Annotated in this window: 8 protein-coding genes, 1 pseudogene and 1 other annotated feature; of the genes and pseudogenes, 8 read left to right on the forward strand and 1 reads right to left on the reverse strand. The window is 55.3% G+C overall.

Annotated features, from left to right (window positions below):
- Positions 1-856 precede the first annotated feature (856 nt).
- Entirely contained in the window at positions 857-2,158 is a 1,302-nt protein-coding gene (locus NB311A_RS21550; protein WP_131522892.1) for a hypothetical protein, read from the forward strand.
- On the opposite strand, the gene NB311A_RS07900 is transcribed toward NB311A_RS21550, so the two are convergent.
- A protein-coding gene (locus tag NB311A_RS07900; protein WP_086008680.1) for an IS3 family transposase occupies positions 2,122-3,353 on the reverse strand; the annotation gives its coding sequence in 2 pieces (ribosomal slippage) (positions 2,122-3,062 and positions 3,062-3,353; 1,233 coding nt in all). The genes NB311A_RS21550 and NB311A_RS07900 overlap by 37 nt on opposite strands.
- Positions 2,953-3,069: a sequence feature (AL1L pseudoknot), on the reverse strand. (Overlaps the previous gene by 117 nt.)
- On the opposite strand from NB311A_RS07900, the gene NB311A_RS07910 reads away from it, so the two are divergent.
- From NB311A_RS07910 to NB311A_RS07935, 7 genes and pseudogenes are all read left to right on the forward strand, one after another.
- The gene (locus NB311A_RS07910; RefSeq protein ID WP_131522893.1) at positions 3,331-4,878 is read left to right on the forward strand and encodes a hypothetical protein; all 1,548 of its coding nucleotides are present in this window, start codon (positions 3,331-3,333) and stop codon (positions 4,876-4,878) included. The two genes, NB311A_RS07900 and NB311A_RS07910, sit on opposite strands and share 23 nt — an antisense overlap.
- A gap of 63 nt (positions 4,879-4,941) precedes the next feature.
- Positions 4,942-5,946, forward strand: a complete 1,005-nt coding sequence (gene galE / locus NB311A_RS07915; protein ID WP_040674408.1) for a UDP-glucose 4-epimerase GalE — start codon at positions 4,942-4,944, stop codon at positions 5,944-5,946.
- Positions 5,943-7,112 (forward strand): glycosyltransferase family 4 protein, encoded by a 1,170-nt coding sequence (locus NB311A_RS20305; protein WP_083780412.1) that lies wholly within the window; start codon positions 5,943-5,945, stop codon positions 7,110-7,112. Before galE ends, NB311A_RS20305 begins: the two co-directional genes overlap by 4 nt.
- A gap of 118 nt (positions 7,113-7,230) precedes the next feature.
- Positions 7,231-7,494, forward strand: a pseudogene (locus tag NB311A_RS07920) (transposase); the annotation flags it as partial.
- A 417-nt stretch (positions 7,495-7,911) separates the two neighbouring features.
- A complete protein-coding gene (locus NB311A_RS07925) occupies positions 7,912-8,352 on the forward strand; it encodes a transposase (RefSeq protein WP_009797898.1) in 441 nt (146 codons plus the stop codon).
- Entirely contained in the window at positions 8,349-8,705 is a 357-nt protein-coding gene (gene tnpB, locus NB311A_RS07930; RefSeq protein ID WP_040674336.1) for an IS66 family insertion sequence element accessory protein TnpB, read from the forward strand. Before NB311A_RS07925 ends, tnpB begins: the two co-directional genes overlap by 4 nt.
- A 70-nt stretch (positions 8,706-8,775) precedes the next feature.
- Positions 8,776-10,308, forward strand: coding sequence for an IS66-like element ISNisp6 family transposase (locus NB311A_RS07935; RefSeq protein ID WP_009797884.1), 1,533 nt, complete (start codon positions 8,776-8,778; stop codon positions 10,306-10,308).
- The last annotated feature ends 14 nt before the right edge of the window (positions 10,309-10,322 follow it).

The following is a 10,322-nucleotide window of genomic DNA, read 5'->3' on the forward strand; positions in this document are numbered from 1 at the left end:
ATTTTATTGTTCTTGATAGCACCTTGCGGGCTCTTCTGACTGAAGTGAAGTCCTTCGAACGAGCTCGCTTGCGTGAGAAGGCAATTGCTTTGCCTTCCCAGTTACGAATAACAAAACTGCAAAAAATAGCGCGGGCTGCTGCGGGTTAAAACGAAAAAGCTATTCATGGACACCAATCGCGTCTGACTTCCGCGACATGATTCAAACGCTTGGCTCGGGGTGACTCGATCGCATCCGTGGTACCCATCGGGTTGAAGATGTCATCGCATGCTGCCTAACAAGCCGCGTGGCGTGCGACGTCAATCATATCGCGTCCTCAATGCCATCTTGGGATTTTGCGAGCCGAAGCCGTGGCGACCTACCGGATAATTTCGGTGCGTACGCACCTGCTAAATCAATTCGTTCGCTGACGACGGGCACATCTCCTGCCAATTCATGAATGCCAGGGTTTGACAGCATAGAGTGTGTAACACACGAAAAAAAGTCAGCGGATGGGGCGGTCACGCGGGATGGCCAGACAACACACGAAGATCTCAATGTCAGACGTGTGAAGAATACCCGAAACGTGTCCATATGAGGGGTGCGGTATTAGTAAACGCCGCGATGCTAGCAGTGTAGGCTCCAGCTCAGCGCTGGAATGGGTCTTAGGAGAAACTCTTGATTTCACGAAAAGGCCCATCAACGAGGTACTGACGGCTGCGATTTATTCTTGAAATCCATATTGAAGCCGAAGCGGAAGAGGTTCCGATCTCAAACTACGATGACGCGATCTCAAAATAGCCAACTCTCTTATTATCCGGTACAATGCTACATCGCGTCGAGCACTCAATGATTGTCAACAGACGGTACTATAGAAATGGATCGTAGAACGTTCCTACAAAGCATTAATGTTGCCCTGCTTTCGGGGATGTTGCCGAGAGGTGCAGAGGCGGCAACGCCTGTGCCCCTGTCGGAGCCGTCGGCCAACAGCCCGGCAGGTGGCGAACCGTCGCAGCGCTCAGTTCTTAATATAGGTTTTGCTGCCGGTGCTAATGATTATCGTTTTATCGATCATTTCTTGGCCGCCGAGCAATTCGGGCCAGTTGGCCGCGCCTGGAGCGCTGGTCAGATTTGGCTACAATCTATAGGCAGTGATGGGTATCCAAATCGAAGCATTAAGGTTTCTGAAAATAGGCCGTTCGGAGGCGGTATTCGCATCCCAGCATCATTCCACTACGGAGAACCTGGAAGCAACCAATACTACATCTTGAGATGGAAGGGAAATGGTGAGGTTAAGTTACCTTTGCACTCCGGTTCGTGGACCTATATTGCCCGCAGAAGTACAAATGCGACTCAAGCGGGTTCGGATAGATGGAGAACGACGTTAGGTTCGGATACTTATATCGTCTTGAGTTTTTCTGGGCCTGCGCAGCTCTTCAGCATTATAGTATATGCTACCGATCCTCATAATACCGGCGCGCTTCTGCACAATTTGCAATTCTACCGACTCGAGGATGAAGCCGATCTCCAGGCAGGTAGGATTTTTCGAACAGCCTATAAGCAAGCTATCGTCGATCTCTGTCCGAGTGCCATTCGTTTCATGGATTGGGTTGGCGGTAATAACTGCCGACAAACGACCTTTAGTTCGAGAACACTTCCTTCCTATGCTGCGTGGGGTGGAGCCGGAGGCGGTGGAAATTCGAATTGGGCAGTTTCTTTGCCCTATGGCGAGACCGCGGGAATAAACCAGTACTCTCTCGCTCCTGTTGATGGCATGCCCTCTCGTCCAACGCAGGGAGAAATCGTAACCTGTCGGATCGGATCGGGTATGGCCCGGAGCGGGTCGAAAAATGTAATTACTATTACAAATTCAAATCCAGGAAGAGTTTCAGCTTTAGCTCATGGTTTCGCAACAGGCGATGTGATCGCACATCAATTAGCAGCCGGAGTAATGCCAGAACTGAATCTTTCTCCATGCACCATTACCGTGATCGACGAGAATAGCTATTCCATCGGGGTTGACACAACGGCATTCGGGCCGTTCAGGGGATCTGCAAAAGCGAACCAATTCATTACCCTTAACGTTGGGGGAAGAGGTGCTTATGAACCGCCCCGGGTTTGCCGGAGGCCGTTTGGTTTAAGTTATGCCGCCATGGCCGATTGTTCCAGCATGGCGTAGTAGCGTTGCTCGGCTTCGGCGGGCGGGATGTTTCCGATGGGCTCCAAGAGCCGTCGGTTGTTGAACCAATCGACCCATTCCAGCGTTGCGAACTCGACGGCCTCGAAGCTACGCCACGGTCCGCGTCGGTGGATCACCTCAGCTTTGTAGAGGCCGTTGATGGTTTCGGCGAGAGCATTATCGTAGGAATCGCCGACACTGCCGACAGACGGCTCGATGCCAGCTTCAGCCAGGCGCTCGGTGTACTTGATGGATACGTACTGACTTCCTCTGTCGCTGTGGTGTACGAGCCCGCCGCGATGGACCGGCCGTCGATCGTGCAGGGCTTGCTCCAGCGCATCGAGCACGAAGCCGGCGTGCGCCGAACGTGATGCCCGCCAGCCGACGATCCTGCGGGCATAGGCGTCGATGACGAAGGCGACATAGATGAAGCCGGTCCAGGTGGCAACATAGGTGAAGTCGGAGAGCCAAAGCGCATTCGGCCTCGACGCCTTGAACTGGCGGTTGACGTGATCCAGCGGGCATGGCGCCGCCTTGTCGCCGATCGTGGTCCTGACCGACTTGCCGCGGATAACACCGTGCAAGCCCATGGTCCGCATCAATCGTGACACCGTACAACGGGCGATATCGAAGCCTTCGCGCTTGAGTTGCCGCCAGATCTTGCGCACGCCATAGACGCGGAAGTTCTCATCGAAGACGCGCCGGACCTCGATCTTCAGGATGACATCCTGCCTGGCGCGCGCCGACAGCTTGGCGGGATCACGCCGTTTGGCGACATGGGCATGATAGGTCGAGGGGGCGATCGACAGAACCTTGCAGATCGGCTCGACCCCATGCGCCGCGCGATGATCGTCGATGAAGGCGATCATGGCTTGGACCGGCGGTCGAGCTCCGCCGTCGCAAAATAAGCGCTTGCCTTGCGCAGAATCTCATTGGCTTGCCGAAGCTCGCGGTTCTCACGCTCAAGCGCCTTCAGCTTCTCCGCCACGTCCGTTGGGACGCCTGCTCGCTTGCCGCTGTCGATCTCCGCCTTCTTCACCCATTCCAGCAGGGTATGGCCGGAACAGCCAATCTTGGGGGCTATCGCCTCAATCGCAGCCCAGCGGGACGGATACTCGCTGCCGTGATCCAAAACCATTCGAACCGCTCGGGCCCGAACCTCCGGTGAAAACTTGTTCGTCGTCTTGCTTGTCATGGCTCCATCCTCTCAGGAGTTGGAGCCTCCGGCAAACCCGGGGCGGTTCACTTATCCCGTGACGTTTCCAATTCCAACCGCTCCAGCATCGACTTTTGGCAATGCATATATAGCCGCAGGCGATTACAAGACGTTTGTGTTCGACAAGACGATTTCAGCTCAAACTGATGGCCATGGAAATCATGTTTTTGGCGTTTGGATGTTCAATGACGCCGGTTCGAACAATGGGCATAATGGAGACGTGCCGATTGAAATCTGTACCGCGCTCATCAATGAATTGAACGCAATGCATCCGTCGCATCCGATCCATATGTGGATGAATATCCCTCATATGGGATTGTGCTCTATGGATCCGGACTACACAGTTGAAGAGAGTTGGGGAATTCAGGCTGTCAATGTTGTCCTAAATGGAGCGCATGGCTTCCCAGGACTAGCGAAAAGCGCGCGACTATTCATTGAATTCAGCAATGAAACTTGGAATTCAGCAGGCTCAGGATTTTCTCAAACTTTCTACTGTGCGTACCGAGGCTTCTTGCGGTGGCCGAGCGCAGGCGTTTCCGATTATGCGAGCATGGTTGCACTTCGTTCTGTCATCAACGTTGAAGACATAAAAGGGTCCGCCCATAATAGCGAAAGGCTCAGCTTTGTGCTCGCTGGGCAAGGTACTCTTGGTGTTTCGGGACTCAACCTGGCGCGTATTGACGGCACGAAATTTTATCATAACGACCCCTCAAATGTGTGGGGCCCCACCGTCGCGCCCATGGCTCATCATGATTATTTTGCGTTCGCCGGTTATTTTGTACCAAGTAAGTCATTTGACTCAGCGTATCTAGCAAAACAGGTTGCAGACTGGCTGGCAAACATTCACGATCTAGATGGTCAGGAGATTGCCTGCGCTGGCTATGTAAAAGGGATTGTCGATCAAACGTTAGGCGGCAGCGAGACCGTCGATCGCTATAGGTTGACGTTGTTACCCGCCTATGTGGCCAAGATGAAGTCGTATAACAGAATTGCAATTATGTACGAGGGTGGCTGGGACCGTAGCGTAACTGTCGTTAGTGCTGGTGGCAGTGTTTCGGGAGCGCTACCCTTCGCTGGTGGTGCAATCGATGGAAAGTCCAATCTCGTAGTCGGTGTTAGCGCTAGCTATTTGGCAGCCTTGGCACCGGGGTACTTCATTCTCGGCTATGGCATTCCTCCGTTGACGAGAATTGTCTCGTTATCCGGTACAACAATTGTTCTATCTAATAACACGACCGTCAAACTGTCCTTTGCGCAATTTGTCGCGTTTGCTCCGGAACAGATGTTCTTATTCGCGGTGAAACGTAGCCAGTCCTGGTCGACAGCGCTGTTGACGTTCTTCAACCAATTTGGGAGTGGTTCCGCGATGCCTGCTGAGTATATAGCTAATGGTTTACGTTGGGGACACATCTTCCCTACGAGTTACGGATTTGAAAATACCGAATGGGATGATGTTGATGTACTATGGCAGAAAGCTGGCGAGAGGAACAGAAGCCTTGATTAGCTCTCACTTGGCAAATAGTTGTCGTTGAGTGAAAATGGACCGCATCGACCAGATTGAATGCGAATGACAGTGCTCGTCACCGGAGGAGCGGGGTACATCGGGAGTCATACCGTTCTTGCATTAGTTGAAAGTGGCGAAACGGTTGTCGTGATTGACGATCTGTCGACCGGCTTTCCATATCTTTTGCCCGATGGCGTTTCTCTATTTAAGGGCAATATCGGCGACGAAAACTTCGTAGAATCTGTCATAAATTCATGCGGAGTTGAGTGTATTTTCCATTTTGCAGCTTCCGTCGTTGTTTCCGACTCGATGCGAGATCCACTTGCTTACTACAGTAATAATACAGCGGTAACGTGTAATTTACTGCGTGTTGCGGTGAAGTGTGGTGTCACTCGGTTGATCTTTTCGTCAACTGCTGCCGTGTACGGGAATCCGGATCATGTGCCTGTTGCTGAGAATGCGACGATGCGCCCGTTGTCCCCGTACGGCTCGTCGAAAATGATGGCAGAACAGCTTTTACATGATGTCGCTGTTGCCCATGACTTGAACTACGTTGTGTTGCGATACTTTAATGTTGCGGGAGCAGATCCATCAGCACGGACCGGTTTAGCGACAGCCGGTGCTACGCATCTATTCAAGATTGCAGTTGAAGCAGCAACGGAACAACGTGACAGAGTGGACGTGTTTGGAATCGATTATTCGACGCCCGACGGAAGTTGCATTCGAGATTTTATCCATGTCAGCGATTTGGCACAGGCGCATCTTGCCGCACTGTCCTATCTGCGAAAAGGAGGCCAATCTACTGTTCTAAATTGCGGCTATGGCCGCGGTTACTCCGTGCTGGAAATTATCGAGACAGTTCAGCGCATTTCGAGATGCAAGTTTGCGGTTAAGGTGGCGAACCGTCGGCTCGGCGATATAATGACCCTGATCGCAGACACAAGCCGCATCCGCACAGTTCTGGATTGGACGCCACGGTACGATAATATCGATATCATCACCGAGCATGCGCTGGCTTGGGAAATCAAATCTCTCAACAGATTTAAAAGCGGTAGAACTACTTCATGAAGATTGCAATGCTCGTCCCATCGTGGCCGCCTGGCAATTTGGCAAACGGAATCGTTACGTATGCAAACTACATGGTTCGAGAACTCCGAAGGCAAGGCCACGAAGTCTATATTCTTACTGCGAACGCCTCGATTACTGAGGTAGGCACCATTGATTTAAAGCGATATCAACGGCCTCGGTCCCTTTGGCGACGGTTGATTTTCAGGCTTGCGCCCGACAGAGCAAGCTGGTGTGAGAGGACCGAACTGATAGTTAAGGCGATTACCGAACTTAAAAGAACATCCGGGCTGGAAGTCCTCGAGATAGAGAATTCTTTTGGCTTGAGCCTGGCGCTTTCTGAGACGAAGCGGCTGCCAATTGTTGTTCGGCTTCATGGGCCTTGGTTCCTGAGCAAAACTGAACGCCGTCCTGTCTATGATGCTATACGTGAATACTTGGAAGGCCGAGCACTTCGCTCGGCGCAGGTCATATCCTCGCCCTCACGGAACATTGGGAATGCCGTCTCTAAAAGATATGGATCCAAGATCACGTATAGAGTTTTTTCCAATCCTATCGACGTTCCAACGGAAAGGTGGAGCGTGGATTCTTGCAAAAAGCATTCGCTTCTTTTTGTCGGTCGGTTCGACTTGTTGAAAGGCGCCGATCTCATCTTTCGCGCTTTTGCTAAGGTTGCAGAAACGCACCCAGAGACATCGTTGACCTTTGTCGGTCCAGATTGCGGCATCGAAGGCCAGACGATCAGCCAATTCGCGGTACAAATGTTGTCCGAAAAGGCGATTCGCAAATTCCGTTTTCTTGGACCGCTACCGCGCGACAGTTTAGCAGAGCTTAGAGTGTCGCACTTCGTAACAATCTGTGCATCGCGCAGCGAAGTACAACCATATTCGATTTTAGAGGCGATGTCATTTGGATGTCCAATTATTTCGTCTGGAGTCGGTGGAATACCGGAGATGATTGATTCTGGTCGGTCAGGAATTCTATTCCCCAGTGAAGATGTACAAGCCCTTACGGCGGCAATCCGAATGCTTCTAGAGCATCCAGAAATTGCTGCAAAACTTGGTGCGTCAGCACGTGCGCAATGTATAAATTATGAACCCGCAAAAATGGCAGTTAGCGCATTACAGACTTATAAGGCGGCTGTAACAAAATTCCACGAATCTGTATGAGAAGCTTGTTGCGCGGAGGCGTAGTCTTATCACGCCGCCCGCTTTGGATCTGATTTTGACCTGAGACCCTGAACTTCCTCCAGAATTGGGTAGAGTCCGTCGATCACGGAGACGGACGATGCGCGCCTCGCGGTTCACTGAGGAACAGATCATCGGGATGCTGAAGGAGCAGGAAGCCGGAGCGAAGACGACGGAGGTCTGCCGCAAGCATGGTATCTCGGCTGCGACCTTCTACAAGTTCAAGGCGAAGTTCGGCGGGATGGATGTGTCCGACGCCCGTCGCCTGAAGGCGCTGGAGGACGAGAATGCCCGGCTGAAGAAGCTCTTGGCCGAGCAGATGCTCGACAATGCGATTCTGAAGGATGTCACCTCAAAAAATGTATGGTCCGCCCCGGCGTTGCAAGGGATTTGGATTTCTGTCGGGCGCAGTTTGCGTAAATGTATCCGGCCTCTCGCGAGTGAGCTGCTGTTGCAGCCAGGCCATGATGAGATGCGCGCCGGTTGTTCCCAATAAATCGTACGGGCCATGATGCCCGTTTTTTGACAGGGCTTACAACCAGCGGATGGACTGTTCCGACATCACTCCTTGACCCCGCAACCTGACGAGAACGCGATGATCAAGCCCGGGCCGGATCAACGCGCTCATAAAGATTGCCCGGCCGCGTGAGCACGGCCCACGCCATCCGAGCGATTTTGTTGGCGAAAGCGACAACAACCTTGGTAAGCGCTGTGGTGGCCCCACCTTTTTCTGACGTTGCTGATCAGCGATGGTGAAGATCTCTGAAGGGGAGATCGGCTTGTGTCTACGCTTGACCATACGCTTAAGCCGCAGGATTTGCACCGGCTTGAGGTGATCACGGGCACTGGGCGTCGGCGCCGGTTCTCGGATGATGACAAGGCCCGCATCATCGAAGAGACACTTGTTCCGGGCGCTGTAGTTTCGGAGATTGCGCGCCGTCATGGGTTATCGCCGCAACAGTTGTTCGGCTGGCGCCGTCAAGCACGGCAGCCTGCATCGGCGAGCACCGAGACGTCAGGGCCGCTTTTTGTTCCGGCGCTCGTGGAAGCTACATTGCCGGAGCGCGCGGTTCGCCGCCGCGGTCGCAACCGTGCGCTCGATGAGGATCGTGTTGCTGGAATCATCGAGGTTGAGATTGGCAGCGTGACGGTGCGCGTCGGCCGCGGTGCCGACGCCAGGACGGTCACGGCGGTGATCCGCGCGCTAAAGGCCAGCGCGTGATCGGTCCGACCGGCGCAGTTCGGGTTATGATGGCGACCAAGCCGGTCGACTTCCGGAAGGGTGCCGAGGGTCTCGCGGCTCTGGTGCGAGACGGGATGAAGACCGATCCGTTCTCCGGTGCTGTCTACGTGTTCCGCGCCAAGCGGGCGGACCGTGTGAAGCTGATCTTCTGGGATGGCACTGGTGTCTGCCTGTTTGCCAAGCGGCTCGAAGATGGCGCATTCCGCTGGCCCAATGTACAGGACGGCGTCATGCATTTGACTGCGGCGCAGCTCTCGGCGTTATTGGAAGGTCTCGACTGGCGCCGTGTCCACGTCGCGCGCGAGACGACGGTGCCGACGCAGGCCAGTTGATCTGCGACACAGTGAATCATCTTCATCGGATCGCTCGCGACGCATTGAGGCTCGTGATTTAATTGCTTCCATGACGGCTCTGGCAGACGCGCTTCCCGATGATCCCGGTACGCTGAAGGCGATGCTGCTGGCGGAACGGGCACGCGCCGAACGGTTGGAACAAATCATCAGGGAGTTGCGCCGCCATCGCTTTGGCCGGCGCGCCGAGACGCTGCCGGAAGATCAACTTCTGCTCGGGCTCGAAGAGGTCGAGCAGGCTGCTGCGAGCAGCGAGGCGGCAGGTGAAGCGGTCGCTCCGGCCGAGCGAGCACGTCATGCCGTCAGGCACCGCATGAACCGCGGATCGCTTCCGGCACATCTGCCGCGCATCGAGATGGTGGCCGATATCGAGGACCACAGCTGTCCATGCTGTCGTAACGCGCTGCATCGGATTGGCGAAGACCGGAGCGAGAGACTCGACATGATCCCCGCGCAGCTGCGCGTGCTCGTCGTGCGCCGGCCGAAGTATGCCTGTCGGGCCTGCGAAGAGGTGGTGGTGCAGGCTCCGGCGCCGGCACGGCTGATCGAGGGCGGATTGCCGACCGAAGCGACAGTGGCGCAGGTCCTCGTCTCCAAATACGCCGATCACTTGCCGCTCTACCGCCAATCCCAGATCTACGCCCGGCAGGGCATCATACTCGACCGCTCGACATTGGCCGACTGGGTCGGCCGCGCCGCCTGGTTGCTGCGGCCGGTGCATGAGCGCCTGCTCGCTACTTTGAAGACCTCGACCAAGCTGTTCGCCGACGAGACCACGGCGCCGGTGCTCGATCCCGGCCGCGGGCGGACCAAGATCGGCCAGCTCTGGGCCTACGCACGCGATGATCGCCCTTGGGGCGGGGCCGATCCGCCGGGCGTAGCTTACCTCTATGCGCCCGACCGCAAGGCGGAGCGGCCGATCGCTCATCTCGCCGGCTTCACCGGCATCCTGCAGGTAGACGGCTATGCCGGCTATCGCGCCCTCGCCGAACGCGGCGACGTGCGGCTCGCGTTCTGCTGGGCCCACGTGCGCCGGCGCTTCTACGAGCTTGCCGTCGCCGGTCCGGCGCCGATCGCCAGCGAGGCGCTCAAACGCATTGTCGATCTCTATGCCGTCGAGACCCAATGCCGGGGCCGCTGCGCCGATGAGCGGCGCGCGCTTCGGCAGGAGAAGAGCCGCCCCATTCTGGAAGCCCTCGAACCCTGGCTGCGTGCCAAGCTCGACCTGATCAGCCAGAAGACCAAACTCGCCGAGGCGATCCGCTACGCGCTGTCGCGCTGGGAGGGGCTCACGCGATACCTCAATGACGGCCGCATCGAGATCGATAGCAACATCGTCGAACGCTCAATCCGACCGATTGCGCTCAACCGCAAAAACGCGTTGTTCGCCGGCTCCGACGGCGGCGGCGAGCACTGGGCCGTCATCGCCTCGCTGATCGAGACCTGCAAGCTTTGCAGCATCGAACCGCATAACTATCTGGCCGACGTCATCACCAGGATCGTCAACGGCCATCCCAACAGCCAGATCAACGACCTGCTGCCTTGGGCCTATACCGCTGCGCTGGATACCAGGGAAGTGGCCTGAAAACACCGCTTACG

The sequence above is a fragment of the Nitrobacter sp. Nb-311A genome (genome assembly GCF_000152905.1).
GTDB lineage: Bacteria > Pseudomonadota > Alphaproteobacteria > Rhizobiales > Xanthobacteraceae > Nitrobacter.